This is a genomic window from Castellaniella sp. (assembly GCF_034675905.1).
Classification (GTDB): domain Bacteria; phylum Pseudomonadota; class Gammaproteobacteria; order Burkholderiales; family Burkholderiaceae_B; genus Castellaniella.
The window spans coordinates 1-25,628 of record NZ_JAUCCV010000010.1 but is presented as its reverse complement, the minus strand read 5'-3'; the positions used below and the strand labels follow the sequence as shown (position 1 = coordinate 25,628).

The following is a 25,628-nucleotide window of genomic DNA, read 5'->3' as shown; positions in this document are numbered from 1 at the left end:
GGGGAATCATGACGCACGCATTGAACGCCCAAGATACGCCGGTTTTTTCCGTCCTGTCAGCCCTGCTCAGCTATCCTGAACAAGACTGGCTGGATGCCTTGCCGGAACTGTCCGACGCGCTGCCGGCGGCAGTCCGGTCGCGGCTGGACCCTTTGTTCACTTTTCTGGAAAGCTTCGACGACCTGATCGATCTGCAGGAAGAATATGTAGCGACCTTTGATCGGCGCGCCGCGCATTCCCTGCATCTGTTTGAACACGTCCACGGCGAATCCCGCGATCGCGGCCAGGCCATGGTCGATCTGCAGCAGGAATATCGCAAGCACGGCCTGGAACCGGCCTCGATCGAACTGCCCGATTACGTGCCGCTGTTCCTGGAATTCCTGGGGCAGATTCCGCCTCAGGCGGCCGAAGAACTGCTGGGGGACGCCATCCATGTGCTGGCTCGCCTGGGCGACAAACTGGGTGAATCCGATAGCCCTTACGCCTGTCTTTTTGCCCAGTTGCGCACCATGACCGACGTGCAGCCCGAAGTCCTGCCCGATCCTCCGGAAGGCGAGATGGAAGAAACCATGGTCACCTTCGGCCCGCAGGCCGACGGTACCGAACCGTTGCTGATGGGCCGTCCCGGCAATCAGCCGCAACCCCTTGTGTTCCACCCGCCCCGTTCGCGGGCCGGCCACCCGAACGGCAGTCAAGCCTGAGGAGACCATCATGAAAGAGACGCTCGATCTGTTTTTCTTCGGGGTGTATCCCTATATTGCGCTGACCGTGTTCCTGCTGGGCAGCCTGGTGCGTTTTGAACGGGAACAGTACACCTGGAAAAGCGATTCCAGCCAGATGCTGCGCACCGGGTCGCTGCGCTGGGGCAGCAACCTGTTCCACATCGGCATCATTTCCCTGTTCTTCACCCATCTGGTCGGCTTGCTGACGCCGCCAGCGGTCTATCACGCCTTTGGCCTCACCACGCAGGACAAGCAGCTGCTGGCGATCATCGGCGGCGCCATCCTGGGTGTCATCTGCCTGATCGGCCTGTTGCTGCTGATCCATCGCCGCTGGTCGGAAATCCGCATCATGCACAATTCCACCGTGTCCGATTGGGTGACGTTGTTGTGGATCCTGCTGGTCCTGGTGTTGGGTTTGGCGACGCTGTTCACATCGGTGCATCACACCGATGGCGCGGTCATGGTCCAGCTGGGCGAATGGTCGCAGCGCATCGTCACCTTCCGTTCCGGCGCCGTCGGCGCCATGGAAGGCGTCCCCGGCATCTATCGTCTGCACATGGTGCTGGGCATGACGCTGTTCGTGATCTTTCCGTTCACGCGGCTGGTGCACGTCTGGTCGGGCTTTGCCTCGGTCACGTATCTGGTGCGCCCATGGCAGCTGGTCCGTCCGCGTCGCTAAGGAAACATCATGATTACCGTTAATGACGTCGTCATCACCGAATCGGACATCCTGGCCGAAGTCTCCAGTCACGAGCAGGAAGCCAATCCGCGCCTGGCGGCTGGGCAGGAACTGGTATTGCGCGAACTGATCCGTCAGCGCGGCGCGGAATTGGCGCTGAATGCCGATTCCCCTGAGGCCCTGCAGGCGGCGGTGCTGGCCGAAGACGTGCGCACCCCGCAGGCCGACGAGGCCAGTTGCCGGCGCTACTACGATCAGCATCCCGAGGAATTCCGCGAAGGCGATCTGATCGAAGCCTGGCATATCCTGTTCCAGGCGACAGCGGATCTGGATGTGCAGAAACTGCGGTCACGCGCCAATCTGCATCTGGCGGAATTGCATCGCAAAGGCCTGGGGCATTTCGCCCAGTACGCCCAGGAATATTCCAACTGTCCTTCCGGGGCGCAAGGCGGCGCGCTGGGCGAACTGACGCGCGGTGAAATGGTGCCGGAATTTGAAAAGGCCGTATTCGCCATGCCGGAGCACACGCTGGCGGGTGAACTGATCGAAACCCGTTTCGGCTTTCATATCGTGCGCACCGGCCGCAAGGTCGAGGGCCGTACCGTGCCGTTCGCCGATGTGCAGGAACGCCTGGCCGCCTGGCTGGAGGAATCCAGCTATCGCCGGGCGGTTCACCAGTACCTGCAACAGCTGGTCGGCGCTGCGCAGATTCAGGGTATCCCCATGCAGGGCTCGGACTCGCCGCTGGTGCAGTAGGGCGGCGATGGGGCGCCCGTCCGGGACATCGGGCGGGCACAGCGCTGGTCCGGGCATCCCCGGGTCAGCGGGCGCCGACGACCTTGCGGGCTGGCGGCGCCGCGATCCGCACGGCGGAGGCGGCAGGGTCCGCCAGGGGCGCAGGGGGCAGCACATCGGCCAAGGTGTGGCTGTCCAGATAATCCATGAAGGCTTTCAAAGCGCCTGCAATCACGGGTTTCAGGCCGCAGTGGCCGGTCAGGATGCAGTGGTTTTCCGCCCCCATGCATTCGACCAGGGCCAGGTCGTTTTCCATGTCGCGGATCAGAGCGCCCAGCGCGATGTCACGGGGCTCATGAGCCAATTCCATGCCGCCGTTCTTGCCGCGCACCGTGCGTATCCAACCGTGCTGGGCCAGCCGGTGCGTGATTTTCATCAGATGCGGCTCGGAAATCCCGTAGAACTGTGCGATTTCAGCGATGGTGCATAAACGGTCGCGATGGCTGCTGAGATACATCAGCAGCCGCACCGCATAGTCGCTCATATTGGTCAGGCGCATGGTCGTGGGCGTCCGGTGCCTAGCGCGCCTGGGCCACGGGGGCGGCCGCCGCTTTTTTGGGGGTGGAGACCGGTGCGGGCTTGTCCGGGCGCGGGCGGATCAGCATCGGGACGAAGCGCCACAGATACAAGCCCAGAGACAGGACCCAGGCCAGCGCGGCCAGGTGCAGCAAGTGCAGGCTGGCAGCTGACGGCCACAGGGCCGCCAGGCGCAGGACGACGGCTGCCACCATCAGCCAGTGCCCAGCCAGCATGCTGCGGTCCAGCGCCAGCGGGCGCCCCAGGTGGCCCAGGGCGGTGCGGGTCAGCATGCCGATGATCAGAATGCAGAATCCCGCCAGGCCGATCAGGTGCACATGGGTGGCGCTGCGGATCAGCACACCGCTGAGGATGGCCGGATCGAACAGATTGCTGAACTGCCAGGCGGCGGCCAGCAGGCCGATGCCGAGGAAGGCATAGCCCAGATACAGGATCCACAGCATGGGCTTGCGCAGCACGGCCTGTGGTTTCCAGTACAGCAATTGCCCCAGGCTGATCAGCCCGGTGATGAACAGGCTGGCCGCCATGATCAGGGGCAGGGCGTGAGGGCCGCTACCCGGCGTCATGGGGGTGCCGGTGATCTGCACCAGCGCGCCGGCCACCAGGGCCAGGACGCTGAATGTCATCTGTACGTGGCCGGAGCGCGCCAGCATGGGAATCTGCAGTCCCTGGACCATACGCATGGCGAAAAACGGAATCACCCGGCGGGCGATCAGCAGGGCGACCACGGCCATGCCGATCAGGCCCAGGTCGAAGCGTTCCATCAGCACTACGTAGTTGCCTTGCAAGACGGCCAGCAGGTACAGCAGGTCGGCTACGCCCAGCATCAGGATCAGGGCCGGCAGCCCGTAATTGCGCCGGCTGCGGCCTTTGATCATGACGCGCGCCAGCGCGATGGATGCCATCAGAAAGAACGCGAGTTCGGCAGCGGCGGCGATCCAGAACCCCGTCAGGCCGCCCAGCAGAAAACCGATGCGGGCGACGCACCACAGGATGCACAGGACTGCCAGCGGTTTGCCCTGCAGGGGATTGAAGCCCGTCCAGGTGGCGCTGGCCGTCAGCAGAAAGCCCACTGCGATGGTGATGATGAAGCCCCACAGCATTTCGTGTGCATGCCAGGCCACCAGTGTCATGGGTTCGCCCAGCAGCTGCGGCGTGAAGATCCACAGGGCGATCGAAATCAGCGCCCAGCTGGCGCCGGCGATGTACAGGGGACGAAAGCCCAGGGCCAGGAAAGCGGCCATGGAAGGGCCGGCCGGGGCTGCCGCCGCCGGGCTTTCTTCAACGTTCAACAGGCGAGACATGGGCGTCGAACTCCGTGATGGGTTGGTCGGGGTGGTGGCTGATCTGATAGCCGTACCACAGGCTGCGGGCGATGCGGTGAGCAAAATCCTGAGCCTGGGCGACGAATGCCGGATTGTCGAATTCGCTCAGGGTTTCCCGGAACAGGTCCAGCCAGCGGATGAACATAGGGCCTTCCAGGCCCGGCAGTGCGACGTGGCGCGGCATGGGGGTGCCGCTGTAGGTGCCGCTACGGCGCAGCAGCGATGACCAGAAACGCACCATGCGCTCCAGGTGTTCGTCCCAGTCGTCGATATGAGTGTCGAAAATCGGTCCCAGCACGCCGTCCTGGCGCACGCGCCGGTAGAAGTGGTGGACGAGGGTAACGATGTCGTCTTCCGTACAGACAAAGGCGTCGTCCATGCAGGTCTCGCAGTCCATGAATTTTAAAGGTACCTATTATAGGAATCTTTATGGGCCAGCGTAAAGCGCTCTGTTCCAGCTTCGGGTGACGCCGAGGGGCCGCTGAGGCAGGCGGATACAGTGGCCTGCCCGGCTGGCCTTCAGTTATCATCAGCATCTTGGCGACAATTGCCCGAATTGCCGATTTTCATTGACTGATCCCATGCCCCAGCCTGCTTTTCTGTCCTGTGTCGTGCCATGCCTGAACGAACAGGCCAACTTGGGCATTTTGCTGCCTGAACTGCTGGCCACCCTGGAATCCCGGGTAGATGCCCTGGAAATCATCGTGGTCGATGACGGCAGCACGGATGGTACGCCCGATCTGTTGCGGCACTGGTGCAGCCTGCATCCCCAGATCGTCTATCTGCGCCTGTCGCGCAATTTCGGCAAAGAAGCCGCCCTGACGGCTGGCCTGGAAGCCGCCCGGGGCAATGTCGTCGTGTGCCTGGATGCCGATATGCAACATCCGCCGCAGATGGTGCCGGCCATGCTGGATCGCTGGCGCGCAGGGGTGCAGATGGTCTACGCCGTGCGGGCGACGCGGCAGGATGAAAGCCCCTTCAAGCGCATCGGCTCGCGCCTGTTCTATGCGTTGATGCGAACATCCGACGGCCGTACTGTGCCGCCCAATGCCGGGGATTTCCGCCTGATGGACCGCATGGTGGTCGATGCCTTGCTCCGGCTGCCCGAGCGCGACCGTTTCATGAAGGGGCTGTTCGCCTGGGTAGGGTTCGAGTCCGAACCCATGCCTTATACGCCGCCTCAGCGCCTGCACGGGGTCAGCCGCTTTCATCCTTTGAAACTGCTGCGCTTCGCCGTGGATGGCCTGACCGCTTTCACTACGTGGCCGCTGCGTTTGCTCAGCCTGCTGGGCGCCTGCCTGTCGCTGGCGGCTTTTCTCTATGGGCTGGTGATTGTCGTGACCTATCTGCTGTTCGGGGATCCGGTGCGCGGCTGGGCCACGCTCATTACCGTGGTGCTGTTCTTTTCCGGCGTCAATCTGATGTCGCTGGGGGTGGTGGGCGAATACGTGGCGCGCATCTTCACTGAAGTCAAAGGGCGGCCGGTCTATCTGCTGCGTGAACGGGCAGGGGGCGGGATAGCGCCCGATCAGCCCAAACAGGCCGGCCCGGATGCGGGGTCGGCGTCCTCTGACGTGCCGCCGGAATCCGCCGTATGAACGCCGCTGCAAAGATCTGCCACGCAAGCCACCGCCTGGTGGATGCCTGCGAAAACACCTGGCAGCGCCTGCAGGCGCGCGCCTCCTGGGGCTGGGTGGCGGTGTGTACCTTTGTCTGGCTGGTGGCGACAACCTGGGCCTATCCCCTGTTGCTGCCCGACGAGGGCCGCTACGTGGGGGTGGCCTGGCACATGCTGATGTCGGGCGACTACCTGACGCCGCGCCTGGATGGCATGCCGTTTTTCCATAAGCCGCCGCTGTTCTACTGGCTGACGGCAGGGGCATTGGCAGTATTCGGGGACAATGCCTGGGCGGGCCGCCTGGTATCGGTTTTGTCCGCCACAGTGCTGGTCACGGTGTTCTATCTCTTTTTGCGCCGGTATGCACGGTTGTCCGTCGCCAGCCGCGCAGTCCTGATCCTGGCGGTGCAGCCCTTTCTGTTTGGCGGCGCGCATTACGCCAATCTGGATATGCTGGTGGCCGCCCTGATCAGCTTGACGGTCATGGCCGGGGCCGATGCGGTGTTTCGTCACGAACAGCAGCGTTCCGATCGCATGGCCGTACTGGGGATGTATGCCTTGGCGGCTGCCGGCTTTCTGGCCAAAGGCCTGATCGGCGTCGTGCTGCCGGGCGGCGTGCTGTTTTTCTGGCTGCTGGGGCGTCGCCGCTACCGGGCCATGGGGCGTTTGCTGTGGTGGCCTGGCATTGCGTTGTTTCTGGCGCTGGTGTTGCCCTGGATGGTGGCCATGCAGGTCCGCTACCCGGGATTTTTCGACTACTACATCGTCTACCAGCATTTTCAACGCTTCCTGGAAACCGGATTCAATAATCCACACCCATTCTGGTTCTATGTCCCCGTCATCCTGGCGCTGACCCTGCCCTGGTCGATCCAGCTGTGGCGCTGGCTGTATCTGCATGGCCCCCTGCACACCAGCTTCGTGCCCCCGGTCCGCCGGCCCGAGCAGGTGGACCGCCGGGTGTTGCGCGGTCTGATGCTGTCCTGGCTGGCGGTCGTGCTGGTGTTCTTCTCCATTCCCAGTTCGAAACTGGTCGGCTATGTGATCGCCGTATTGCCGCCGCTGGCCTGGTTCATCCAGGAAACCTTTGAACAGCGCAAGGAAGAAACCGCGCCGAATGTGCGGCGCAGCCTGGTGCGGCATGCCCTGATCGCCGCCGGCATCTGCCTGCTGGCCGTGGCGGCTTTGCTGGCGGTCCCGCAGCGCAGTTCCAAACCGCTGGCCCAGGTGCTGGCGCAGTCCGCGGCGCCGGGCGATCAGCTGGTCATGTTCAATCAGTATGCCTACGATCTGCCGATGTATGCCGGTTGGCGGGCCCCCATCGTAGCGGTGACGAACTGGGATGATCCCGACGTGATGCGGGGTGACGACTGGCGCCGCGAACTCGCCGATGCCGCCCTGTTCATGCCGGATCACGGGGCGGATGTCTTGTGGCTGCCCTCGCGTTTGCAGGATTTTCTATGCCAGCCGGCGCATCCGGCTACCTGGCTGATGGCCTGGCTGGACGAAGCTGATCGCCTGCCGGCGTTGGCCGGACGGGCGCCGGTGGCGCAGTCGCGTGGCATGGGATTGTGGCGGGTGACTGCCCAGGATGCCGTCAGCGGGTGTGGCGAAACGCCCAGTAGCGCCCCAGAATGAAGGTCATGCCGGCGATTCCGATCAGCACCAGCGCCAGCAGAATGTCGTAGCGGATCGGGGTGATGTTCAGCAGGGTGGCATAGGCTGCTTCGTTCACAGCGAAGCCCAGGGCGGATACCAGGAAGAACCGCAGGGCGGATTGCAGCAGGGGCGCATGCTGGTGGCGGAACGTCAGGCGATAATGGCCGGTGAACGACACGCCAAAGGCTACCAGCCAGCCTGCGACATTGGCCAGCAACGGTGTCAGGCCTGCCCAGGCCACGCAGGCCACTGCCACGGCCCAATGGGTGGCCGCCGCTGCGCAGCCTACAATGACGAACCAGCCGATCTGGGTGTAGAGTTTTTTGAACATGAATCCTGAACGCCCAAGCGCCAGCCCCGCTTCCGAATACCGCCGCATTGTAGTGTGCGCCGATGATTTCGGGATGAATACCGCTGTGGATGCCGGCATCCTGCACCTGGCCGGTCTGGGCCGCCTGTCGGCTACCAGCCTGCTGGTCGATGGTCCCAGTGCGTCGCAGAACCTGCCCGCCTTGCTGACGACCCATCTGCAGGTCGGCTTGCATCTGAACCTGACGGAATCCTTCGGCCAGCCCGGCCTGTGCCTGCCGTTGAAATCACTGATCCAGGCCGCTTATCTGCGCCGTCTGCCGCTGGGGCAGGTGCGAGACGCCATCTGCCGTCAGCTGGATCGTTTTCAGGATCTGACCGGACGCCTGCCGGACTATATCGACGGTCATCAGCATGTGCACCAGTTGCCAGGTGTGCGCGATCAGCTGCTGCAGGCGCTGGATACCCGGACAGCCAGACCCTGGATACGCGACACGGGCCGCCCCCGTCAGGCGGGCTTGCCCTGGCGTTTGTGCTTCAAGGCGCAGGTCATTGCCGGTCTGGGGGCGGCCGGACTGCGCCGCCGCGTGCAGGCGGCCGGGTTGACGCAGAATCCGGGGTTCCTGGGCGTGTATGATTTCAAGGGCGGCGTTCCAGCGTATGAAATCTGGATGTCGCGCTGGCTGACGTTGGCCCAGGATGGCGATGTGCTGATGTGTCACCCCGCGCGGGGCATGGATGCGCACGATGCCCTGACTGACCAGCGTCAGGCCGAATATGCCGTGCTGTCCGATGCGCGAATGGCGCAGCGGCTGGCCGACCATCGCTTGATGATCGCAGGAACCGATCCCTGCAAGGAGCCCTCATGAGTGTGTCTTATCAATCCCTGGCCCCCGATTTTGCCGTGACCGGGCAGTTGCAGCCGGCCGATATGCAGGCCCTGGCCGATGCGGGCTTCAAGTCCGTCATCATCAATCGTCCGGACGGCGAAGACGGCCCCAGCCAGCCGCTGTCGGCCGACGTGCTGCGGGCAGCCGAAGCAGCGGGACTGCAGGCGCGGTATCAGCCGGTGGTCAGCGGCGCCATGACGGCTGCCGATGTGGCGGATTTTTCCCATCTGCTGCAGGAACTTCCCGGTCCGGTGCTGGCGTTTTGCCGATCGGGCGGGCGTTGCACCAAATTGTTTCAAGCTTCCCAGGAATCTGCGCCACATCAATCTCAGGGCTGATCCGACTGTCATTTCAGCCGCCCAGCAGGTATGCTGAAGTCTCCTGTTCAGCTTTTTGGATGATCTGAGTATGTTCAAGAAAATCCTGATCCCTACGGACGGCTCTAAACTCTCGGCCCAGGCCGCCAACAAGGGTGTCTGCTTTGCCCGCACCATCGGGGCCGAGGTCGTTGCGCTGCATGTCACGCAGCCTTTTGCCGCCACGGTCGGGTTCGACGGCATGGCCGCCGCCTATGCCATCACGGACGAAGACTACGACCGCACGGCGGCCGAACAAGCGCAAAAATACCTGCAGCAGGTGCTGGATCGCGCCACCACTGCTGGGGTCAAGGCCACCGCCTGCGCCGTGTCCAATTTCAATGTGGCCGATGGCATCGTCCACGCCGCAAAGGACCAGGACTGCGACCTGATCTTCATCGGCAGCCATGGCCGCAGCGGCCTGTCGCGTCTGCTGTTGGGCAGCGTCACGGTCAAGGTCCTGGGTCTGGCGAAAGTCGCCACCTTGGTCTATCGCGTCAAGGAAAACGATTGATCGCGTGTGTTCCATGAGTCGCGTCATTTATCATCAAACCGAAGACCAGCCTCGCCCGGCGCCCGTGCTGGCGCCGGGCGAGGCGGTGCGCGACACCTACGGGCGGCCTTTGCGGGACTTGCGCATTTCGGTCACGGACCGCTGTAATTTCCGCTGCACCTACTGTATGCCGCGCGAGGTATTTGGCGCCGATCATGCGTTCTTGCCGCATAGCGCCCTGCTGTCCTTCGAGGAAATCACGCGGGTGGCGGCGGTGGCGCTATCCCAGGGGGTGCGCAAGATCCGCCTGACCGGCGGCGAGCCCTTGCTGCGCAAACAGATCGAGGTCCTGATCGCCATGCTGGCGCAGTTGCGCACTCCCGACGGCCAGCCGCCTGAACTCACCCTGACGACCAACGGCACGCTGCTGGCCAAAAAGGCCGACGCGCTGGCGCAAGCAGGGCTGAATCGCGTCACCGTCAGCCTGGATGCGCTGGACGACGCCTTGTTCGAACGCATGAGCGATAGCGGCGTGGCCGTCGCTACCGTCTTGTCAGGCATCGAGGCCGCCGCCCGGGCGGGCCTGGCGCCGGTCAAGGTCAATATGGTGGTGCGCCGGGGGATGAACGACGCGCAGATCCTGCCCATGGCCCGGCATTTCCGGGGGACAGGGCATGTGCTGCGCTTCATCGAATACATGGATGTCGGCAATACCAATGGCTGGCGGATGGACGAAGTCGTCACCGGGGCCGAAATCGTGCGCCTGATCGGGGATGAGTTTCCCCTGCAAGCGGTTCAAGCCCACTATCGCGGCGAAGTCGCCAGCCGTTGGACCTACGCCGACGGGGCGGGGGAAATCGGCCTGATCACCAGCGTGTCCCAGCCCTTTTGCGGTGACTGTACGCGCTTGCGGCTGTCGCCCGAAGGGCGCCTGTTCACCTGTCTGTTCGCCGAACAGGGCCATGATCTGCGGGCCTTGCTGCGTTCCGGCGCCAGCGATCAGGCGCTGGGCGAGCGGCTGGCCGGCGTCTGGCTGGCGCGGGGTGATCGATATTCCGAACGGCGCGGCCAGGCGCATCGCGATCACAAGATCGAGATGAGCTACATCGGTGGCTAGTCCCGATCCGTCGACAGGCGGGCATTCGGGTATTGCCGTTGGCAGGCCGGTCGACGGACTGATCCTGGCCGGCGGCCAATCCTTGCGCATGCGCACCCCGGCTGCGCCGGATATCGACAAGGGCCTGCGCGACTGGCAGGGCCAGCCGCTGGTTGCCAGCGTGTGCCGGTATATGCGGGGTCAGAGCGTTGCCCGGATCTTCATCAGCGCCAATCGTCATGCCGAAGCCTATGCCGCCTATGGCCAGGTGGCGCCGGATGCCGCCGATCTGCAGCATAGCGGCCCTTTGGCCGGCGTATTGACCGGCCTGCAGCAGGCCGTATCCCCCTGGCTGTTCATCTTGCCTGTGGATGTGCTGCGCTGGCCGGCGGATCTGCTGGCGCGGCTGGCTGCCGTGGCGACGCCGGAACATCCTGCCTATGCCCGTACGCCGGATGGGCCGCATCCCTTGTGCCTGGTGGCGCATGGCTCGTTAGCGCCCGGACTGCAGGATTTCTTGCAGTCGGGCCAGCGTCAGGTTCAGGCCTGGCTGCGGGCTTGCGGCGCCCAGCCGGTCGATTTTGCCGACCCCGATTGTCTGGTCAATCTGAATACGCCGCAGGATTGGGATCGCTGGGCTGGCGGCGTCGCCAGTCAGGACGCCGCATCACGATAGCCTTGATGAGGCATCCCGTGTGCAGCGGCCAAGTCTTAGCGCAGCCAGTCCGATAGCGCGTACCAGGTGACGCCGGCTTCGGATGACAGGCGGCTGCCTGCCGGAATCCGTGCCAGGCCGTCGGCCCAGGCCAGGCTGCTGAGCGCCCCGGAGCTTTGCTGCCTGTGCGGCGTCAGGACAGTGTCGCCCGAGGGCGTCAGCGCCGCCTGGATGCGAATGAAGTCGTCACGGTCACCGCCCAGCGGCCGGTCGGTGTGCAACGTGCCGTATCGCACAGGCGGCAGCGTCTGGCTGCGGCCTTGCAAGCCCCGGATCAGCGGGCTGACCAGCAGGGTAAAGACAGCAAAGGCGGATACTGGATTGCCGGGCAGGCAGACGATGGGCCGGCCATTCAGATCAGCCAGCGCGACGGGCTTGCCGGGTTTCATCCGTACCCGCCATAAATCCAGGCTGCCGCCCAGGGCTTCGATGGCAGGCTTGACCAGGTCTTTTTCGCCGACGGAGGCCCCGCCTACGCTGAGCACCAGATCGCAGCTGTGGCTGAGTTCAGTCAGCGCTGCCTCGATGGCGGGGGCCTCGTCGCGGGCATGGCGCAGCAGCACCGGCGCGGTCTGCAAGCCCTGACACAGGCTGGCCAGCATGGGGGCGTTGGAATTGTAGATGGCGGCGGGCGGCAGCAGCTGGCCTGGCGGGATCAGTTCGTCACCAGTGGTCAGGATGCCGATCTTCAGTGGCGCATAGACGGATGCCTGGGCAATGCCTTGGGCGGCCAGGACGGCGATTCGGCCTGCGTCCAGCAGAGCGCCTTGCGCCAGCACGCGGCTGCCTTGGCGCATGTCTTCGCCCCGGTAGCGGATGTGCTGGCCCGTTTGGGCCGGTGTCTGAAAAGTGACGCCGGTATCGTCTTCGCTGCAGTCTTCCTGCATGACGACCGTGTCGGCGCCTGCCGGAATCACGCTGCCGGTGAACAGGCGGATCGCCTGGCCGGGCAGCAGGGCCTGGGGGGCTTGGCCGGCAAAACAACGCTGCTGGACGGGCAGGGTGACAGGGGCGGCAGCGGTGTCCGCCGCCCGCACGGCATAGCCGTCCATGGCGCTGTTATCAGCGGGCGGCAGGTCCAGTGCGGCGACCACGTCGTCGGCCAGCACGCGACCGGACAGCGCCGCCAGCGGCAGGGTTTCCCGTTGCTCGGGCGTGCGGGCGCGGGCCGCCAGTTGGGCTTGGGCCGTATCGAAATCCAGCATAGTCAATCCGAAGTGCGGGCGCGGTAGGCGCTGGCGAAGTTGCAAGGAGGCTGGCGGCTGTCGAGCTGCGGCTGCAGGATTTTTTCCCAGGCCAGCCGGCAAGCGCCGGTGGACCCCGGCAGGCAGAACACCAGCGTGTCGTTGGCCATGCCGCCCAGCGCATCGGACTGCAGGGACGAGGCCCCGATATCCAGCCAGGACAGATGGCGGAAGAGTTCGCCAAAGCCAGGCACCACCTGATCGAGCAGCGGTGTGACGGCGGCGATGGTGGATTTCTGGTGGGTGAAGCCCGTGCCGCCATTGCACAGAATCACCTGGATGCCGGGGTCGGCGATCCAGTCGCTGAGCATCTTGCGGATCTGGTAGCGGTCATCGGGGCACAGGCTGCGGGCCTGGACCGTGTGGCCGGCTTCCCTCAGGGCGGCATCCAGGTAGTTTCCGCTGGTGTCGTCTTTTGCCTGGCGGCGGCTGGAAATGGTCAGGACGGCGCATCGCAGGCTGACAAGAGGCTGGGTCGGATCGGCTTTCATGGTGTGGACGGGGTATCCCATTGTGCGGTTTTACGGGCATCGGCGTCTTGCTGCTGCACCCAGAACGCCTGCCCATCGGCCAGCGTTTCGCGCTTCCAGAAGGGGGCCTGGGTTTTCAGCGTGTCGATGATGTATTCACAAGCGCGAAAGGCCTCGCCCCGGTGGGCGCTGGCCACCCCGACAAAGACAATGGGGTCGCCCAGCGGCAGTTCGCCGACGCGATGCACCACCAGCGTATCCAAGATATCCCAGCGTTGTTTTGCGCGATCGCAAAGGGCCTGGATTTCGCGTTCGCACATGCCTGGATAGTGTTCCAGGAACAGGCTGCGGGATTCGGAGTCGGGGTTGTAGTCGCGGACGGTACCCAGGAAATGCACCAGGGCGCCTGCCTGTCCCGATGTGCGGGCCTGCAGCTGGGCGATCAGGGCCGCCACGTCGAAGCGTTCAGTTTGAATCTGTACCATGCTGAAAATCCTGCCGGGTGTGTCAAGCGGCGTAGCCAGGGTCAGCCGCCGGTGACCGGATTGAAGACGGCGATTTCATCGCCCGGCTGGATGATGTCCTGGCGTCCGGCGTGTTCTTGATTGATCGCCAGTTTCAGGCGGCTGGATGGCCCCAGCGCCGGGCAGCGCGCCGCCAGCGCGTCCAGCCAGACGCCGGCCTGGACCGGTGTATCCAGGGTTTGGGTTTCCTGGCGGATGCCCAGGTGCTCGGCGACCTGGGCGAAGTACAGTACCTTAATCGTTGCGCCATTCACCGCTTTTACCCCCGGATTTGTAGATCAGCCGGACCTGTTCGATCACGATGCCTTTGTCGGCGGCCTTGCACATATCGTAGACGGTCAGGGCCGCCACGGAGCAGGCGGTCATGGCTTCCATTTCGACGCCGGTCTGGTGACTGGTGCGGCAGGTGCTGCGGATCGTCAGGGTGTGGCTGGCGTCGTCGGCGCTGAAATCCACGCCCGCGAAACTGAGCGGCAGGCTGTGGCACAGCGGAATCAGTTCCGCGCAGCGTTTGGCGGCCAGGATGCCGGCGATGCGGGCGGTGTTCAGGACCTCGCCTTTGGCGTTGGCCTGGGCCGACAGCAGATGCCAGGCGTGCGGGCTGAGCCGGACGCGGCCTTCGGCGATGGCGGTGCGGGCCGTGGCGACCTTTTCGCCGACATCGACCATGCGCACCTGGCCGTTTTCATCCAGGTGCGTCAGACTGGGGGACACTTCAGTTTCGTTCATCGTTCTATCATATCGGATATTTCACCCAGACTGCGGCCGGGATACGGCGCGGGCCTGACCGGATTTCTTTCATGGCCAAGACGATCGGCGCCTTCTTTTCCCTGTATCTGGCAACCCTGATTCTGCTGCTCAGTTCAGGGCTGTTCAACACCTATCTGGGTCTGCGGCTGACCGCGCAATCCGTATCCGAAGTCTGGGTGGGCGCCATGATCGCGTCCTACTATCTGGGCCTGGTGTTGGGGGCGCGGTTCGGCTATCGGCTGATCATCCAGGTCGGCCATATCCGCACCTATGCGGCCTGCGCGGCCCTGACCACGATCACCGTGCTGGTCATGATCCTGGTCCACGATCTGTGGTTCTGGCTGGCTTTGCGTTTCGTGGCCGGCGTGTCCATGGTGTGCCTGTTCGTCGCCATCGAAAGCTGGCTCAATGAGCAGACGGAAAACGCCGCCCGGGGCACGGTCTTCGCGTTTTATATGGTGGCCACCTGTATGGGCACCGTGCTGGGACAGCTGGCCCTGGGCCTGTTCCCGGACCTGAACTACCAGCCCTTGGTGTTCGTCGCGATCTGCAGCGTGCTCAGTCTGATTCCGATCACGCTGACGCGGCGCTCGCACCCGGCCTTGCAGGTGCCCGCTCCCCTGGCCTTGCGCTATTACCTGAATCGCGTACCCATGTCCTTGACGGTGCTGTTCGTCGCCGGCATGCTCAACGGCGCTTTTTATGGCCTGGCGCCGGTGTATGGCCTGCAGCATGGCATGGACAATCACCAGGTGGGGATATTCCTGGCGGCGTCTCTGGCCGCCGGGCTGGTCTTCCAGTGGCCGTTGGGCTGGCTGGCGGACCGCACCAGCAGGGTCAAGCTGATCCGTTTCGGGGCACTGATCCTGGTGGCGCTGGGCATCCCGCTGTGGGGCTGGATGCAGTTTCCCTATCCGGCCCTGGTGGCGTTTTCAGTCATTCTGGGTATCGTCCAGTTCACGCTCTATCCCATGGGCACGTCATTTGCCAATGACAACGTCGATCCCGAACGGCGCGTGGGCCTGAGCGCCCTGCTGTACATGGTGTACGGGGTGGGGGCCTGTCTGGGGCCGCTGCTGGCGGGGCTCTTGATGCGCACCTGGGGCAGTGATGTCTATTTCGTCTTTGTGTCCGCCTGCTCCGCCGTGCTGGTACTGTTCATCCGGGAACAGCGGGTCAAGGGCACCCACGTCAGTCCCGACGCGCCCACGCAGTTCGTGCCCATGGCCGATACGCTGCAAAACGCTCACGTCATGGCGGTGCTGGACCCCCGGGTCGATATCGAGCACGATATTTCGCACGACCCTGTCGTGGACGACGCCCTGCCGCCGGCAGACGATGCCCCCGATGGGGCGGCGGACGGACCGCCGGCCGGAGGATCAGCGGGGAAAGAGCAGCACGATGGCGGCCAGCGCCAGGCCGATACCGGCCAGGTTGGTCCTGCTTAGCCGCTCGTGGAACAGGCCGGCGCCGACCAGCGTGCCGATGGCAATGACGCCGATGTTCATGGCGGCGAATACCAGCGTCGGGTTGTCCGGATAGGTCTGATGAGCGCGGATGTAGAAATAGATATTGCTGAAATTCAGCGCCCCCAGCAGGATGCCCGATAGCAGGCTGCGGGCATGCCACTGCGTGCGGCGCATCAGCAGCCATAAGCCCATCAGGACGCCGGCCAGAATGAAGCTCAGCAGCAGTGTGCTGGTAAAGCCGGATCCGGTGCGCGCCATCTGCTTGAATAGAATGTCGATCGTGCCGTAGCCTGCCCAGACGCCCAGCAGCGGCAGCCACATCCGGCGGCCTGTCTGGTTCGCGTCGTCCGTCTGTTCTATCGATAGGGCCTGGGTATCGGGCGTGTCGGCAGCCTGGAGTGGCGGGCGGCGCAGCAGGCAGGCCAGGGCGCCCAGGGCCATCAGGATGCCCAGGCCCTTCAGTCCGGACAAGGCCTCGTGAAACACCAGAAAGGCCGCCAGAATCGGGATGATCAGCGCCAGGCGCTGCGCCGTGTCGCTCAGCACGATCCCGGCCCGGCGCACGGCGGTCGCCATGATCAGAAAGACCGCGGGCAGCAAGACGCCCAGCAGGCTGAGCACGACCCATCCGGTCGGTGTCTGCTGCCCCAGGGATTCCAGCGGGGGCCGCAGCAGCCACAGGCACAGCACGCAGGCGGTGACGTAATTCATGGCGATGGCCTGCTCGATACGCACCTGGCAGCGCCGGGCGAGCTTCAGAAACACGGACACCAGTACGCTGAAGGTGATGCTCAGGATCAGGGTATGCATGGCGGTTCAGGCAAGATGGGCTTCAGCGGCCTGGGGCATGGGCGTCAGACCCAGGCGCTGGAACAGGCTGGCGTCGGCTTCGGCGCGCGGGTTGGGGGTGGTCAGCAGTTGTTCGCCGTGAAAGATCGAATTGGCGCCGGCCATGAAACACAGGGCCTGGGTGCTGTCGTGCATCGATTCGCGTCCGGCCGACAGGCGCACGACCGTTTTGGGCATGACGATGCGGGTCACGGCGATGGTGCGCACGAATTCCAGCGGGTCCAGGTCCGGTGCGTCGGCCAGGGGCGTGCCGGGCACCTTGACCAACTGGTTGATGGGCACGGATTCCGGGTAGGGGTTCAGGCTGGCCAGGGCGGCGATCAGGCCGGCGCGGACTTCGCGCGATTCGCCCAGGCCGACGATGCCGCCGCAACAGACCTTCAGGCCGGCGTCGCGTACCCGCTGCAGCGTCTGCAGGCGGTCGTCGTAAGTTCGGGTATGGATGATTTCGCCATAGTATTCGGGCGAGGTATCCAGATTGTGGTTGTAGTAGTCCAGGCCGGCGGCCTTCAGGCGTTCGGCCTGTCCGGGCTTGAGCATGCCCAGTGTCACACAGGTCTCCATGCCCAGCGCCTTGACGGCTTGTACGTGCTCGATCACATCGTCCAGTTGCCGCTCGGTCGGGGAGCGCCAGGCCGCCCCCATGCAGAACCGTTGCGCACCCGCCTCTTGGGCGCGCTTTGCCGCCGTCAGGACCTGCGGCAAGGGCATCAGCGGGGCTTGTTCCACGGCGGTCGTGTAGCGAGAAGACTGCGGGCAGTAGGCGCAGTCTTCCGGGCAGGCGCCGGTCTTGATCGACAGCAGGCTGGATTGCTGCACGGCGTTGGCTGGATGGTGCAGGCGGTGCACCGTCTGGGCCTGCAGCAGCAGATCATTGAAGGGCAGAGCGAACAGATCCAGAATCGCCTGGATGGGCCAGGCGGGGTCGAGTGTTTCGTGACGCAGGCAAGAGGGCATGGGTGATGATGCAAAAGAGAGGATAGCGGGGATGGTAGGGCGGCGTTGGGGGAATGACAAATCTCTAATAGACGCTTAAACCTATTTAATTGTCTGTAATTTCTGTTATTTATGGGTGGCTATGCTGATAAATCGTCCGAGCATGAATGAAATCGAGCGTCGGGCGCTGATTGGCAGAGATGTGAGGGTTTGTAAGATCATCAGTTCAGGATCCGTCTTGCAGCGCAGGCGGCTGGATCAGGCGCAAGGGCGGAATGCCGGCTGCGATCCGGGCGACGGCAGTGGCATCCACCTGAGGCAGGGGCGGGATCTCGGCCAGGATGCGTGCGTGGCCGAAATGCTCTATCGCCAGGCGGTTGCCGGGCGACAGGGGGCCGTTCATGATCACTCCCATCACCGGCAGGCCGCGTGCAGCCAGGGCCTGCAGGCTGAGCAGGGTGTGGTTGATCGTTCCCAGCGTGCTGCGCGTCACCAGGATGATCGGCAGAGCCAGATGGGCGGCCAGATCCAGCATCATGTGCCGCTCATCGATGGGTACATACAATCCGCCGGCGCCTTCAACGATCAGCGGGGCGGATGTCTGGGGCAGGCGCAGGCGGGCTGCGTCCAGTGTGACGCCTTCCAGGCGGGCCGCCGCCCAGGGGGCCAGCGGCGCCTGCAGAATGCGGGCGGGAGGGTGCAGTCTGTACCGGCCCGGCCCCAACAGGGCGGCCACGGTGTCGGTGTCGCCGCCCATGTCGATGGCCCCGGTCTGATAGGGTTTCCAGTAGTCGGCCTGCCAGGCTTTTGCCAGGATGGCGGACGCCAGGGTCTTGCCGACGTCGGTGTCCGTGCCGGTCACGAATACCCCCTGGGCGGGTGGCGTATCAGGCTTGGCCTGCATCAGGGACTCCTTGTGGTCAATGGGCTTGCACCCTGGCGACGCCATAGGCTGAAGGCGATCCGGTACGAACAGCGTGCGCCGGATTGTTCGAATGCTGCGCAGACCTGCCGCAGTTGCAGCACAGACAGGGGGCGGCTGCCGGGGCGGGGGGCGCTGGCGCCGATGCCGCGCAGATGTCGCAAAAAACCCAGGGCGCTGCCGCATTCGTCGATGTAGCGGTGCATGTGCATGTCGCTTTGGAAGGCGTCGTTGGGTGGACGCAGGCGTGCGGCGGCCGGAAATGGAATCGTGGCGGACGACAGGCCCAGAGATCGATGGGCGGCGCGCCATTCCGTCCAGCTGCCCCGGATCGGGACGGCGACGGCCAGACAGCCGCCGGGCGTCAGCAAATCGGCCAGCCGGGCCATGCCCTGTGCAGGGTTGCTGAACCATTGCAGGGCCATGCTCGAACAGATCAGATCGAACTGCCGGTCGGCTGCGGGGGGTTCAGGGTGCTCGCCGTCCATGATGTGAAAGCGGGCCTTGTCGCCCAGGCGCAGCGCCTGCCGGGCTTGTTCCAGCATGGCGGGGGCCAGGTCCGTAATGGTCCAGTCAGCCTGGGTGAAGCGGGCAGCCAGCTTCCGGGTCAGGATCCCTGTGCCGCAGCCGATTTCCAGAATGCGCGGAGCAGGCGGCAGCGCCTGTCGGGTGATGCAGGCCAGCAGGTGATCCGCTACGGCATGCTGCACCCTGGCGTGGCGTTCGTATCCGGCGGCAGCTGCGTCGAATCGCTGTTCGGGTGGCCGGGTCCGGCGATGGCGTCCGCGGGATACTGTCGTGCTGTCGGTGGCGGGCAGGGTGGCCGTGCTCATGCCATGGCCTTCTGTGCGCGCGCAATCGCCCGGACCAGCGTATCGATATCGGCGGTGCTGTGCGCCGCGCTGACGGCGATGCGCAGTCGGCTGGTGCCCTTGGGTACCGTCGGTGGCCGGATGGCTGTCACCAGGATGCCTTGTGTGCGCAGATGGCGGCTCAAGTCCAGGGCGCGTTGTTCGTCGCCGATGATGGCCGGCACGATGTGCGTGTCGGATGCACCGGTGTCGATGTCCAGCGCCTGCAGCGCAGTCCGCAGTCGTTGGCTCAGATGAGTCAGCCGGTCGCGGTCAGCCTGCAGGCTGGGCGCCAGGTCCAGAGCGGCATCGATGGCGCCCAGCACGGCAGGCGGCAGGGCAGTGGTGTGGATGAAGCCGGAACAGGTATTGATCAGGTAATCGCACAAGGCGCGCGAGCCGGCCACGTAGGCGCCGAAGCCGCCCAGGGCTTTGCTGAACGTGCCCATGGCCAACTGGACCCCATCGGGATGCAGCCCTGACAGACCCATGCCGCCGGGTCCCAGGACGCCTGTGGCATGCGCCTCGTCCAGATACAGGAAGGCCCCGTGGCGCTTGGCGAGGGCCGTCAGGCCTGGCATGTCGCACTGGTCGCCATCCATGCTGAACACGCTTTCTGTCACGATCATCCGGCGTGCGGCGCCGCCCCCGTGCGACTGGATCAGCTGTTCCAGGTGATGCAGATCCTGGTGGCGAAAGCGGATTTCCCGGATGCCTGCTGCGCGGCAGCCCTGGTGCAGGCTGGCGTGCGCCAGGCGATCGACATAGACCTGTGTGTCGCGGCCCAGCAGCCGCAGCAGCGCTGGCAAGACGGACGCATTGGCTTGCCATCCGGATGTGAATAGCAAGGCGGCCTCGGTTCCTTTGGCGTGCGCCAGCTTTGCTTCGATGGCCAGTGTGTGCGTGCGGGTGCCGCAGACCAGACGGGATGCCGTCGACCCGGCGCCGTAGCGCTGCGCGTAGTCGCAGGCGCGGGCCGTCAGGGCCGGATGCGAGGCCAGGCCCAGGTAGTCGTTGCTGCTGAAATTCAGAATGCCCTGTGCGGCGTCGCGGCGGCGACCGGGCAGGTCCTCATCGCATGCGCTCAAGGTGCGCCGCTGCGACTGGCGTTCCAGCTGGCGCAAAGCGTCCAGGTAAAGCGGTTCGAAGATGCCCATGGCAGGTCTGTGGCCGACGGTTCCAGAAAGAATCTGATAGGAGGCGATAATATAAATTTGGAAGACGAAAAATGGAATTAAATGAAAATAGATACAAGATAGCGGAAGATGAAAGTTAATGACAATACCGATCAATCGCCTCCCATCGTCCCGCTTCGCCCGTCCATTCGGGGCGCTTTGCACGATGCTGCACAGTAGAAACAAACTATGACAACTTCATCCATTCCCTGGCTGGACCAGGGGTATCCGCATATCTGGTTGCCCTACACCCAGATGAAAACCGCCGGATTGCCGGCCCCTGTCCGAGCCACCCGGGGTTGCCGGATCCATCTGGCCGATGGCCGCGTGCTGCTCGATGGCCTGGCTTCCTGGTGGACCGCCTGCCATGGATATAACCATCCCCATATTGCTGAATCGGTCCGGCGCCAGCTGGAGAGCATGCCCCACGTCATGTTCGGCGGCCTGGTGCATGAACCGGCGCTGACGCTGGCGCAGCGGCTGTGCGGCTTGCTGGGACCAGGGCTGGATCGGGTGTTTTTTACCGAGTCCGGCTCGGTCAGCGTCGAAGTGGCGATGAAAATGGCGATCCAGTATTGGCTGAACCAGGGCGAGCCGCAGCGGCAGCGCATCCTGTCATTTCGAGGCGGCTATCATGGCGACACGTTTGGCACGATGGTGGTGTGCGACCCCGATATCGGCATGCATGCCGCCTTTCAGGGTGTCCTGCCCGCCCAGGATGTGTTGCCATTGCCGCATGATGATCAGGGCGAGGCCTTGCTGGATGCCCTGTTGCAGCGTCAACAGGATCAGGTGGCCGCTTTGCTGGTCGAGCCCTTGGTGCAGGGGGCTGCAGGCATGCAGATGCACGATCCCGATGTCTTGCGGCGCTTGCGCCGGGTAGCGGACCGCTATGGCATCCTGCTGATTTTCGATGAAATCTTTACCGGTTTCGGACGTACGGGAACCCTGTTCGCGTTCCAGCAGGCGGGGGTCCGACCGGATATTCTGACCTTGTCCAAGGCCTTGACCGGCGGCACGCTGCCGCTGGCGGCCACGGTGGCCAGTCAGCGCGTGTTCGAGGCCTTCTGGTCCGACGATCCCGCGCATGCGCTGATGCATGGGCCGACTTATATGGGCAATGCGCTGGCCTGCGCAGCCGCCCATGCCTCGCTGGATCTGTTCGGCAGCGAACCTCGATTGGCGCAGGTGCAGGCCATCGAAACTTTGCTGGCAGAGGGCCTGGGCGCGTGCCGCGATCTGCCGTGCGTGCAGGCGGTGCGCGTCAAGGGCGCGATCGGCGCGGTCGAACTGCATCGTGCCCCGGACCGCGCCGCCTTATGCCAGGCGTTTCTGCAGGCCGGCGTATGGGTGCGGCCGCTGGGGCGCACCGTGTATCTGACGCCTGCCTTTGTCATGCCCCCCGATGATGTGCGGCAGTTGACGGCGGCGGTCCTGGCGGTGCTGAGCGCGGTGTCTTGATCGAGGCACGCGTCTGAATTCGCATGATTTATTCCGAAAAACAGGCCCGGCTTGCACACATAAAAGTTTTCGTGCATAATCTCGCTTCTTCGTTAACGAAGACCTTGTTTGGGGGTATAGCTCAGCTGGGAGAGCGCTTGCATGGCATGCAAGAGGTCAGCGGTTCGATCCCGCTTACCTCCACCAAACTTCTTCGATGAATGAATGTCCTGTCCCCTTCGTCTAGAGGCCTAGGACACCACCCTTTCACGGTGGGTACAGGGGTTCGAATCCCCTAGGGGACGCCAGTTTATCTGGCACCGCTGCGGAGCGGTAGTTCAGTTGGTTAGAATACCGGCCTGTCACGCCGGGGGTCGCGGGTTCGAGTCCCGTCCGCTCCGCCAACTATTCAAAAAGCCTGCTAATTCAATGAGTTAGCAGGCTTTTATCATTTCAGGGTTGGTAGCAGATTTGGTAGCAATCCATGCTCAATCTGCCCGTATACACCCGCCAAGGCACCTACTACCTACACACAAGGATTGCCGGTAAGCAGGTCAAAAAGTCACTGGGAACAAAGGACAAGGCAACGGCTATCATTAGAGCATCCAGACTGTTGGAAGCCTTGAAAATGACCATTGACCTATCCAAGATCCAGAAGTACCAGATAGACCTGAGTAGGGGCATAGCCATAGCAGACGGTCAGGACGACCATAAAAGGCTGCTGGAGGCTCTACAAGCCCTTCAAGTGTCAAGGGATGCTCAAGCCTTTACGTTTCCCCCCAAACCCCCGCAGGGGGCTTCTATCGAGGTTCAGGGATTACCTGCTACGCACTCAGGGCTAACGCTGATAGAACTGCTTGACAAGTATTTGCTGTTGAAGCAGGTCAAACCCGCAACAGTTACAGCACTGAAAAACACGGTCAAAGAGTTTTCTGCCTATGTTGGTAAAGGGTGCTATATCCTCGAAGTCCTGAAAAGTGATATGACTCGCTATCAGGAATATCTGGCTATTAAGGGCAACGTGCCAAGAACCATTGATGGGAAAATTGGCTACCTGAAAACACTATTCAACTTTGCCATTAAGCAGGGATATACCAAGGAAGAGAATCCGGCCGAGGGTTTGGCACTGCTGACAAAAAGGCAAAAGTTAACGGGTGGATATGCCATTTTTGAAGATCAGGAAATAAAGGCCATTTTTGGGAGTGAGTATTTCAAAGACCAGAAAGTCAAAGACCCAGACTATTATTATTGTCTGCTGTTGGGTTTGGTGTCTGGCTGCCGTGTCAATGAGATTACCAGCCTACAAGCTGACCAGTTCCAGAAAACAGAAAAGGGTAATCACTTTTTGATTATCAGAGATAGCAAAACACATGCTGGAAAAAGGGAAGTACCTTTGCCTGCTGATTTGTTTGATGAAGACTTTAAGGCTTTTCTGGTTGAGAACTCCAAAAAACACAAAGGGCAAGTTTTCAAATATGGGGCAAAAAGCAGAACAGGGAAAGGGGCAGGTAATGCTGTGGGGAAAAAGTTTGCTCGCCATTTGGAAGAGTTGAAAATAAGCAGAGGGAAACTTGTTTTCCATTCATTGAGAAAATATCTCAATGACCATATGATGAAAAAAGGGGTTGAGTTTGAACCCCGTTGCCAATTCTTTGGTCATTCAGTTGAAAGTGTGAATGTAGCAACTTACTCAAATAAGTTTAATGTTGATGATCTGAGTTCTCTAACTTCTGATATTCAAAATGATCTCTATTCTATCTGCAAGAGATCTACCTAATTACTGCAATAGATCTGCATCTTATTTTAGTTCCTTTGTTCTTTTGGATATTAGATTGAGCGAACAAAGGAACCCCTAACCCGCCAAGTTGACAGGTTAGAAGTCCATTGCTCACGATACTAGCATATCGCATCCCTGACATATAGGCTCATAAATCAGGTTGTCACCCGCGCTCTTCGCGCATGTGCTGGCCGCACAATGGAGACCCTGTGACGTTCGGACCGGGCGGGGCTTTCTCCATACCTCGTTCTAACCCCTTCACTGTCAAAGACCTATTTCTGTTTTCTTGTGATTTCTGTGTAGTTGTTTGCTACGCACAATACTAACGTTTTCAGTCTAGGACTGTATTAATCAAATGTTGGAACCGGGAATCTGTTTACCGTCTGGTTACGGCTTAACTTTTGTGATTGACGTGTACAACAATTAGTTAATCAAATCATACAAAAAAAACCAGAGATGTCAATAACGAGAAAAGCCCCCAAAACTTGGAGGCTTTAATTTCTGCTATCTAATTGTATGCGTCAACATAATCCCGTAAGGAAGATTGTAGGCAGATACTACAATCACACCAATAATATAATCTATTGGTTAGATTAAGTCAATATCAAAAAGCAATTTTTTGATATTCATGGGGTTAAGGGGTGTAGCCCCTTATTATGCGTTAGCGCATAACGCCTTTGATTTTGATTTTTCCCCGTAGGGGCCGCGCTTATGAACGAAGTGAATAAGCATAGTCGGTCGCTATGTCTGTTAGACAGAGCGAAAAAGATTTAAGATAATATGATAAGCCACACCAAAAAACAACAATAAAGGAGGGCTAAAAATGACGTATCAATTTATCCACATCGACGTTTACGCGCGCGTGGGAGCCAAACAAAAAGAAAGAAAAACAGCAAAAGGCAGGATAATAAAGGCCAAGGAAAAATGGAGTATTAGAGACATTTTAGCCGAGGCTGGACGAGAGCCGAGCAATACCTTCCATATTGAAAACCCAAAAAAGCCAAATATTCTTTATGGTGTTTCACTGGCTGAATTGGAAAAAATGGCTACTGAGTGGGGAGATAATGCGAAAGATGCCAAAGGTAGGAAATTAAGAAAAGACGGGGCTTGTCTTTTGGCTGGTGTCATTTCTATGGAAAGAGGTAAAGCCGAAAACTGGGACGCTTTCAAAGCCCGATCTATTGAATGGTTAAAGTTGGAATATGGGGAAAGGCTGAGAACAGTAGTTGAGCATTTGGACGAAACTCACCCTCATATTCATTTTTATGCTGTCCCCAAAGCAGGGGAGAATTTCAATGTTCTACACAAGGGCCGGTCTGCCTCAGAAAAGGCCAAAGAAGAAAACAGGCCGAAAGGGGAACAAAATAAAGAATACTGCCAAGCTATGCGTCTATGGCAGGATCAGTTTCATATCAAGGTAGCAAGCCACTTCGGTATGTCCAGACTTGGCCCCGGTCGTCGTCGGCTGTCCAGGGAACAATGGAAGGCTGAAACTCACCAGGCTAGTCTGTTGCTAACTACCAAACAAAAAGCAAGGAAGTACATTGCCCACTACAAGAGAAAAGCGGCCGAGGCTTGGGCTGGTATGGGTTTTGTGGATAAGTTCAAAGTTGCGTTTCACCTACCTAGCCAAAAAATGAAGCAAAAGGCAAAGGAGGCCGAGGAAGGGAAGGCGGAAGCAGAGAAAGAAGCCGAAAGGCTCAAAGAAGAAAACGCAAAGATTGAGGCAAGGGCTGAACGTAGACTGGAAGAAGGCAAAGAGCACGCCAAAGATAGCAGGCTAAACGAAGATAAGGCCAAGAAATACAAGGCCAAGGCTGCGAAGTTGGAGGCTGAGAACGAGGCACTACGTGCTGAGGTTGCTGACCTGAAAGCCCCCAAGCCTGCCCCTACTCCAAAACACCAAAAAAGGCAAGGATACGCGCTATGATGTGCCTGCTACCAGCGGTATCGAGTTTGGTAGCAAAATTTCCCTTTAGTCAGGCTACTAACCTGTTGATTTAGCTGGGGTTTGTGTTCTGGGATGGTCA

Annotated in this window: 28 protein-coding genes and 3 tRNA genes; 17 read left to right on the top strand and 14 right to left on the bottom strand. The window is 61.6% G+C overall.

Features of this window, described 5'->3' with window-relative positions:
• Positions 1 to 8 precede the first annotated feature (8 nt).
• Genes narJ through VDP79_RS10300 form a run of 3 tightly spaced genes read left to right on the top strand, consistent with a single transcriptional unit; the run spans position 9 to position 2,157 of the window.
• Positions 9 to 701: a nitrate reductase molybdenum cofactor assembly chaperone gene (gene narJ, locus VDP79_RS10310; RefSeq protein ID WP_323018120.1), complete on the top strand. Its 693-nt coding sequence runs from the start codon at positions 9 to 11 to the stop codon at positions 699 to 701.
• 10 nt (positions 702 to 711) lie between these two features.
• Positions 712 to 1,401, top strand: coding sequence for a respiratory nitrate reductase subunit gamma (gene narI / locus VDP79_RS10305; protein ID WP_323018119.1), 690 nt, complete (start codon positions 712 to 714; stop codon positions 1,399 to 1,401).
• Between the two features lie 9 nt (positions 1,402 to 1,410).
• Positions 1,411 to 2,157 carry a peptidylprolyl isomerase gene (locus VDP79_RS10300; RefSeq protein ID WP_323018118.1) on the top strand — a complete coding sequence of 249 codons (747 nt, stop codon included), beginning with the start codon at positions 1,411 to 1,413 and terminating at the stop codon, positions 2,155 to 2,157.
• Positions 2,158 to 2,221: 64 nt separating this feature from the next.
• On the opposite strand, the gene VDP79_RS10295 is transcribed toward VDP79_RS10300, so the two are convergent.
• The 3 genes from VDP79_RS10295 to VDP79_RS10285 are packed head-to-tail and all read right to left on the bottom strand — an operon-like array spanning position 2,222 to position 4,437.
• On the bottom strand, positions 2,222 to 2,695 hold the full coding sequence (locus VDP79_RS10295; protein ID WP_323018117.1) for an Rrf2 family transcriptional regulator: 474 nt from the start codon (positions 2,693 to 2,695) through the stop codon (positions 2,222 to 2,224).
• A gap of 19 nt (positions 2,696 to 2,714) precedes the next feature.
• On the bottom strand, positions 2,715 to 4,037 hold the full coding sequence (locus VDP79_RS10290; protein ID WP_323018116.1) for an NnrS family protein: 1,323 nt from the start codon (positions 4,035 to 4,037) through the stop codon (positions 2,715 to 2,717).
• Positions 4,015 to 4,437: a group III truncated hemoglobin gene (locus tag VDP79_RS10285; protein ID WP_323018115.1), complete on the bottom strand. Its 423-nt coding sequence runs from the start codon at positions 4,435 to 4,437 to the stop codon at positions 4,015 to 4,017. The genes VDP79_RS10290 and VDP79_RS10285 overlap by 23 nt, the downstream gene beginning before the upstream one ends.
• Before the next feature lie 202 nt (positions 4,438 to 4,639).
• Between VDP79_RS10285 and VDP79_RS10280 the strand changes: the two genes are divergently transcribed.
• Positions 4,640 to 5,656, top strand: a complete 1,017-nt coding sequence (locus tag VDP79_RS10280) for a glycosyltransferase family 2 protein (protein WP_323018114.1) — start codon at positions 4,640 to 4,642, stop codon at positions 5,654 to 5,656.
• Positions 5,653 to 7,311 carry a glycosyltransferase family 39 protein gene (locus tag VDP79_RS10275; RefSeq protein WP_323018113.1) on the top strand — a complete coding sequence of 553 codons (1,659 nt, stop codon included), beginning with the start codon at positions 5,653 to 5,655 and terminating at the stop codon, positions 7,309 to 7,311. The genes VDP79_RS10280 and VDP79_RS10275 overlap by 4 nt, the downstream gene beginning before the upstream one ends.
• Here the strand turns inward: VDP79_RS10275 and VDP79_RS10270 are convergent.
• Positions 7,271 to 7,663 carry a GtrA family protein gene (locus VDP79_RS10270; protein ID WP_323018112.1) on the bottom strand — a complete coding sequence of 131 codons (393 nt, stop codon included), beginning with the start codon at positions 7,661 to 7,663 and terminating at the stop codon, positions 7,271 to 7,273. The two genes, VDP79_RS10275 and VDP79_RS10270, sit on opposite strands and share 41 nt — an antisense overlap.
• Here VDP79_RS10270 and VDP79_RS10265 point away from each other — a divergent pair.
• The 5 genes from VDP79_RS10265 (at position 7,662) to mobA (ending at position 11,152) form a co-directional block, all read left to right on the top strand.
• Complete coding sequence (locus VDP79_RS10265) at positions 7,662 to 8,510, top strand: ChbG/HpnK family deacetylase (RefSeq protein WP_323018111.1); 849 nt, start codon at positions 7,662 to 7,664, stop codon at positions 8,508 to 8,510. The genes VDP79_RS10270 and VDP79_RS10265 overlap by 2 nt on opposite strands.
• Positions 8,507 to 8,869 carry a TIGR01244 family sulfur transferase gene (locus VDP79_RS10260; protein WP_323018110.1) on the top strand — a complete coding sequence of 121 codons (363 nt, stop codon included), beginning with the start codon at positions 8,507 to 8,509 and terminating at the stop codon, positions 8,867 to 8,869. The genes VDP79_RS10265 and VDP79_RS10260 overlap by 4 nt, the downstream gene beginning before the upstream one ends.
• Before the next feature lie 70 nt (positions 8,870 to 8,939).
• The gene (locus tag VDP79_RS10255) at positions 8,940 to 9,401 is read left to right on the top strand and encodes a universal stress protein (RefSeq protein ID WP_323018109.1); all 462 of its coding nucleotides are present in this window, start codon (positions 8,940 to 8,942) and stop codon (positions 9,399 to 9,401) included.
• A 13-nt stretch (positions 9,402 to 9,414) separates the two neighbouring features.
• Positions 9,415 to 10,497 (top strand): GTP 3',8-cyclase MoaA, encoded by a 1,083-nt coding sequence (gene moaA, locus VDP79_RS10250; RefSeq protein WP_323018108.1) that lies wholly within the window; start codon positions 9,415 to 9,417, stop codon positions 10,495 to 10,497.
• On the top strand, positions 10,490 to 11,152 hold the full coding sequence (gene mobA / locus VDP79_RS10245) for a molybdenum cofactor guanylyltransferase (protein WP_323018107.1): 663 nt from the start codon (positions 10,490 to 10,492) through the stop codon (positions 11,150 to 11,152). Before moaA ends, mobA begins: the two co-directional genes overlap by 8 nt.
• Before the next feature lie 35 nt (positions 11,153 to 11,187).
• On the opposite strand, the gene glp is transcribed toward mobA, so the two are convergent.
• From glp to moaC, 5 genes are read right to left on the bottom strand one after another with little or no spacing between them, the layout of a single operon-like run.
• On the bottom strand, positions 11,188 to 12,396 hold the full coding sequence (glp, locus tag VDP79_RS10240) for a gephyrin-like molybdotransferase Glp (protein ID WP_323018106.1): 1,209 nt from the start codon (positions 12,394 to 12,396) through the stop codon (positions 11,188 to 11,190).
• A gap of 2 nt (positions 12,397 to 12,398) precedes the next feature.
• Positions 12,399 to 12,926: a molybdenum cofactor biosynthesis protein B gene (gene moaB / locus VDP79_RS10235; protein WP_323018105.1), complete on the bottom strand. Its 528-nt coding sequence runs from the start codon at positions 12,924 to 12,926 to the stop codon at positions 12,399 to 12,401.
• Positions 12,923 to 13,390 (bottom strand): molybdenum cofactor biosynthesis protein MoaE, encoded by a 468-nt coding sequence (locus VDP79_RS10230; protein ID WP_323018104.1) that lies wholly within the window; start codon positions 13,388 to 13,390, stop codon positions 12,923 to 12,925. The genes moaB and VDP79_RS10230 overlap by 4 nt, the downstream gene beginning before the upstream one ends.
• Positions 13,391 to 13,431: 41 nt before the next feature.
• Positions 13,432 to 13,683, bottom strand: coding sequence for a MoaD/ThiS family protein (locus tag VDP79_RS10225; RefSeq protein ID WP_323018103.1), 252 nt, complete (start codon positions 13,681 to 13,683; stop codon positions 13,432 to 13,434).
• Entirely contained in the window at positions 13,664 to 14,158 is a 495-nt protein-coding gene (moaC, locus tag VDP79_RS10220) for a cyclic pyranopterin monophosphate synthase MoaC (protein ID WP_323018102.1), read from the bottom strand. The genes VDP79_RS10225 and moaC overlap by 20 nt, the downstream gene beginning before the upstream one ends.
• A gap of 71 nt (positions 14,159 to 14,229) precedes the next feature.
• On the opposite strand from moaC, the gene VDP79_RS10215 reads away from it, so the two are divergent.
• A complete protein-coding gene (locus VDP79_RS10215; protein WP_323018101.1) occupies positions 14,230 to 15,627 on the top strand; it encodes an MFS transporter in 1,398 nt (465 codons plus the stop codon).
• On the opposite strand, the gene VDP79_RS10210 is transcribed toward VDP79_RS10215, so the two are convergent.
• The 5 genes from VDP79_RS10210 to VDP79_RS10190 all read right to left on the bottom strand — a co-directional run bounded on the left by VDP79_RS10210 (position 15,559) and on the right by VDP79_RS10190 (position 20,363).
• Positions 15,559 to 16,458, bottom strand: a complete 900-nt coding sequence (locus VDP79_RS10210; RefSeq protein WP_323018100.1) for an EamA/RhaT family transporter — start codon at positions 16,456 to 16,458, stop codon at positions 15,559 to 15,561. The two genes, VDP79_RS10215 and VDP79_RS10210, sit on opposite strands and share 69 nt — an antisense overlap.
• A gap of 6 nt (positions 16,459 to 16,464) precedes the next feature.
• Positions 16,465 to 17,454, bottom strand: a complete 990-nt coding sequence (gene bioB, locus VDP79_RS10205) for a biotin synthase BioB (protein WP_323018099.1) — start codon at positions 17,452 to 17,454, stop codon at positions 16,465 to 16,467.
• A 205-nt stretch (positions 17,455 to 17,659) separates the two neighbouring features.
• The gene (gene bioD / locus VDP79_RS10200; protein WP_323018098.1) at positions 17,660 to 18,337 is read right to left on the bottom strand and encodes a dethiobiotin synthase; all 678 of its coding nucleotides are present in this window, start codon (positions 18,335 to 18,337) and stop codon (positions 17,660 to 17,662) included.
• Positions 18,337 to 19,188: a methyltransferase domain-containing protein gene (locus VDP79_RS10195; protein WP_323018097.1), complete on the bottom strand. Its 852-nt coding sequence runs from the start codon at positions 19,186 to 19,188 to the stop codon at positions 18,337 to 18,339. The genes bioD and VDP79_RS10195 overlap by 1 nt, the downstream gene beginning before the upstream one ends.
• Positions 19,185 to 20,363, bottom strand: coding sequence for an 8-amino-7-oxononanoate synthase (locus VDP79_RS10190; protein WP_323018096.1), 1,179 nt, complete (start codon positions 20,361 to 20,363; stop codon positions 19,185 to 19,187). The genes VDP79_RS10195 and VDP79_RS10190 overlap by 4 nt, the downstream gene beginning before the upstream one ends.
• A 207-nt stretch (positions 20,364 to 20,570) precedes the next feature.
• On the opposite strand from VDP79_RS10190, the gene VDP79_RS10185 reads away from it, so the two are divergent.
• The 6 genes from VDP79_RS10185 to VDP79_RS10160 all read left to right on the top strand — a co-directional run bounded on the left by VDP79_RS10185 (position 20,571) and on the right by VDP79_RS10160 (position 25,528).
• Positions 20,571 to 21,842 carry an adenosylmethionine--8-amino-7-oxononanoate transaminase gene (locus VDP79_RS10185; protein WP_323018095.1) on the top strand — a complete coding sequence of 424 codons (1,272 nt, stop codon included), beginning with the start codon at positions 20,571 to 20,573 and terminating at the stop codon, positions 21,840 to 21,842.
• Positions 21,843 to 21,952: 110 nt separating this feature from the next.
• Positions 21,953 to 22,028 (top strand) — tRNA-Ala (locus VDP79_RS10180).
• A 25-nt stretch (positions 22,029 to 22,053) separates the two neighbouring features.
• Positions 22,054 to 22,129, top strand: a tRNA-Glu gene (locus VDP79_RS10175).
• A 19-nt stretch (positions 22,130 to 22,148) separates the two neighbouring features.
• Positions 22,149 to 22,225, top strand: a tRNA-Asp gene (locus VDP79_RS10170).
• Positions 22,226 to 22,305: 80 nt separating this feature from the next.
• Complete coding sequence (locus VDP79_RS10165; protein ID WP_323018094.1) at positions 22,306 to 23,598, top strand: phage integrase SAM-like domain-containing protein; 1,293 nt, start codon at positions 22,306 to 22,308, stop codon at positions 23,596 to 23,598.
• Between the two features lie 823 nt (positions 23,599 to 24,421).
• Complete coding sequence (locus VDP79_RS10160) at positions 24,422 to 25,528, top strand: plasmid recombination protein (protein WP_323018093.1); 1,107 nt, start codon at positions 24,422 to 24,424, stop codon at positions 25,526 to 25,528.
• The last annotated feature ends 100 nt before the right edge of the window (positions 25,529 to 25,628 follow it).

What these genes read in the sequence shown, in the direction of transcription:
- glp (WP_323018106.1), bottom strand. Translation starts at nt 12,396, where the DNA reads ATGCTGGATTTCGATACGGCCCAAGCCCAACTGGCGGCCCGCGCCCGC.
- VDP79_RS10295 (WP_323018117.1), bottom strand. Translation starts at nt 2,695, where the DNA reads ATGCGCCTGACCAATATGAGCGACTATGCGGTGCGGCTGCTGATGTAT.
- narJ (WP_323018120.1), top strand. Translation starts at nt 9, where the DNA reads ATGACGCACGCATTGAACGCCCAAGATACGCCGGTTTTTTCCGTCCTG.
- bioB (WP_323018099.1), bottom strand. Translation starts at nt 17,454, where the DNA reads ATGCCCTCTTGCCTGCGTCACGAAACACTCGACCCCGCCTGGCCCATC.
- VDP79_RS10190 (WP_323018096.1), bottom strand. Translation starts at nt 20,363, where the DNA reads ATGGGCATCTTCGAACCGCTTTACCTGGACGCTTTGCGCCAGCTGGAA.
- VDP79_RS10215 (WP_323018101.1), top strand. Translation starts at nt 14,230, where the DNA reads ATGGCCAAGACGATCGGCGCCTTCTTTTCCCTGTATCTGGCAACCCTG.
- VDP79_RS10210 (WP_323018100.1), bottom strand. Translation starts at nt 16,458, where the DNA reads ATGCATACCCTGATCCTGAGCATCACCTTCAGCGTACTGGTGTCCGTG.
- moaB (WP_323018105.1), bottom strand. Translation starts at nt 12,926, where the DNA reads ATGAAAGCCGATCCGACCCAGCCTCTTGTCAGCCTGCGATGCGCCGTC.
- VDP79_RS10195 (WP_323018097.1), bottom strand. Translation starts at nt 19,188, where the DNA reads ATGAGCACGGCCACCCTGCCCGCCACCGACAGCACGACAGTATCCCGC.
- VDP79_RS10300 (WP_323018118.1), top strand. Translation starts at nt 1,411, where the DNA reads ATGATTACCGTTAATGACGTCGTCATCACCGAATCGGACATCCTGGCC.
- VDP79_RS10285 (WP_323018115.1), bottom strand. Translation starts at nt 4,437, where the DNA reads ATGGACGACGCCTTTGTCTGTACGGAAGACGACATCGTTACCCTCGTC.
- VDP79_RS10185 (WP_323018095.1), top strand. Translation starts at nt 20,571, where the DNA reads ATGACAACTTCATCCATTCCCTGGCTGGACCAGGGGTATCCGCATATC.
- bioD (WP_323018098.1), bottom strand. Translation starts at nt 18,337, where the DNA reads ATGCAGGCCAAGCCTGATACGCCACCCGCCCAGGGGGTATTCGTGACC.
- moaC (WP_323018102.1), bottom strand. Translation starts at nt 14,158, where the DNA reads ATGAACGAAACTGAAGTGTCCCCCAGTCTGACGCACCTGGATGAAAAC.
- moaA (WP_323018108.1), top strand. Translation starts at nt 9,415, where the DNA reads ATGAGTCGCGTCATTTATCATCAAACCGAAGACCAGCCTCGCCCGGCG.
- VDP79_RS10270 (WP_323018112.1), bottom strand. Translation starts at nt 7,663, where the DNA reads ATGTTCAAAAAACTCTACACCCAGATCGGCTGGTTCGTCATTGTAGGC.
- narI (WP_323018119.1), top strand. Translation starts at nt 712, where the DNA reads ATGAAAGAGACGCTCGATCTGTTTTTCTTCGGGGTGTATCCCTATATT.
- VDP79_RS10265 (WP_323018111.1), top strand. Translation starts at nt 7,662, where the DNA reads ATGAATCCTGAACGCCCAAGCGCCAGCCCCGCTTCCGAATACCGCCGC.
- VDP79_RS10280 (WP_323018114.1), top strand. Translation starts at nt 4,640, where the DNA reads ATGCCCCAGCCTGCTTTTCTGTCCTGTGTCGTGCCATGCCTGAACGAA.
- VDP79_RS10255 (WP_323018109.1), top strand. Translation starts at nt 8,940, where the DNA reads ATGTTCAAGAAAATCCTGATCCCTACGGACGGCTCTAAACTCTCGGCC.
- VDP79_RS10260 (WP_323018110.1), top strand. Translation starts at nt 8,507, where the DNA reads ATGAGTGTGTCTTATCAATCCCTGGCCCCCGATTTTGCCGTGACCGGG.
- VDP79_RS10230 (WP_323018104.1), bottom strand. Translation starts at nt 13,390, where the DNA reads ATGGTACAGATTCAAACTGAACGCTTCGACGTGGCGGCCCTGATCGCC.
- VDP79_RS10165 (WP_323018094.1), top strand. Translation starts at nt 22,306, where the DNA reads ATGCTCAATCTGCCCGTATACACCCGCCAAGGCACCTACTACCTACAC.
- VDP79_RS10275 (WP_323018113.1), top strand. Translation starts at nt 5,653, where the DNA reads ATGAACGCCGCTGCAAAGATCTGCCACGCAAGCCACCGCCTGGTGGAT.
- VDP79_RS10290 (WP_323018116.1), bottom strand. Translation starts at nt 4,037, where the DNA reads ATGTCTCGCCTGTTGAACGTTGAAGAAAGCCCGGCGGCGGCAGCCCCG.
- VDP79_RS10160 (WP_323018093.1), top strand. Translation starts at nt 24,422, where the DNA reads ATGACGTATCAATTTATCCACATCGACGTTTACGCGCGCGTGGGAGCC.